This is a genomic window from Mesorhizobium sp. M1A.T.Ca.IN.004.03.1.1, from assembly GCF_003997555.1.
Classification (GTDB): domain Bacteria; phylum Pseudomonadota; class Alphaproteobacteria; order Rhizobiales; family Rhizobiaceae; genus Mesorhizobium.
On sequence record NZ_RZTV01000966.1, the window covers coordinates 1 to 242 of the forward strand.

General features: G+C 70.7%; 1 pseudogene. It reads right to left on the reverse strand.

Features of this window, described 5'->3' with window-relative positions:
• A pseudogene (gene ftrA, locus EOD29_RS34545) lies at window positions 1-241 on the reverse strand (transcriptional regulator FtrA); the annotation flags it as partial.
• Window position 242: the final 1 nt, after the last annotated feature.

The window sequence follows — 242 nt, forward strand, 5'->3', positions numbered from 1 at the left end:
CGCCGCGCTGATGCGCTGCCTTGCGAGCGGCGGCAAGCGGTTCCGGCACCGGCGCATCGATCGACCGCCAGCCGGGCACGACGATCAGGTCCGCCGCGTCGAGCACTTCCAGCCCCCTGTCGACCGCGACCGTCAATCCGCCGGCGGCGCGAAGCGGCCCCAGCTCGATGCCGCAGACGGAGAAGCGATACCACCCCTCGCCCATCTCGGGACGCGGCAGGCCGAATACCTCATAAGCTATC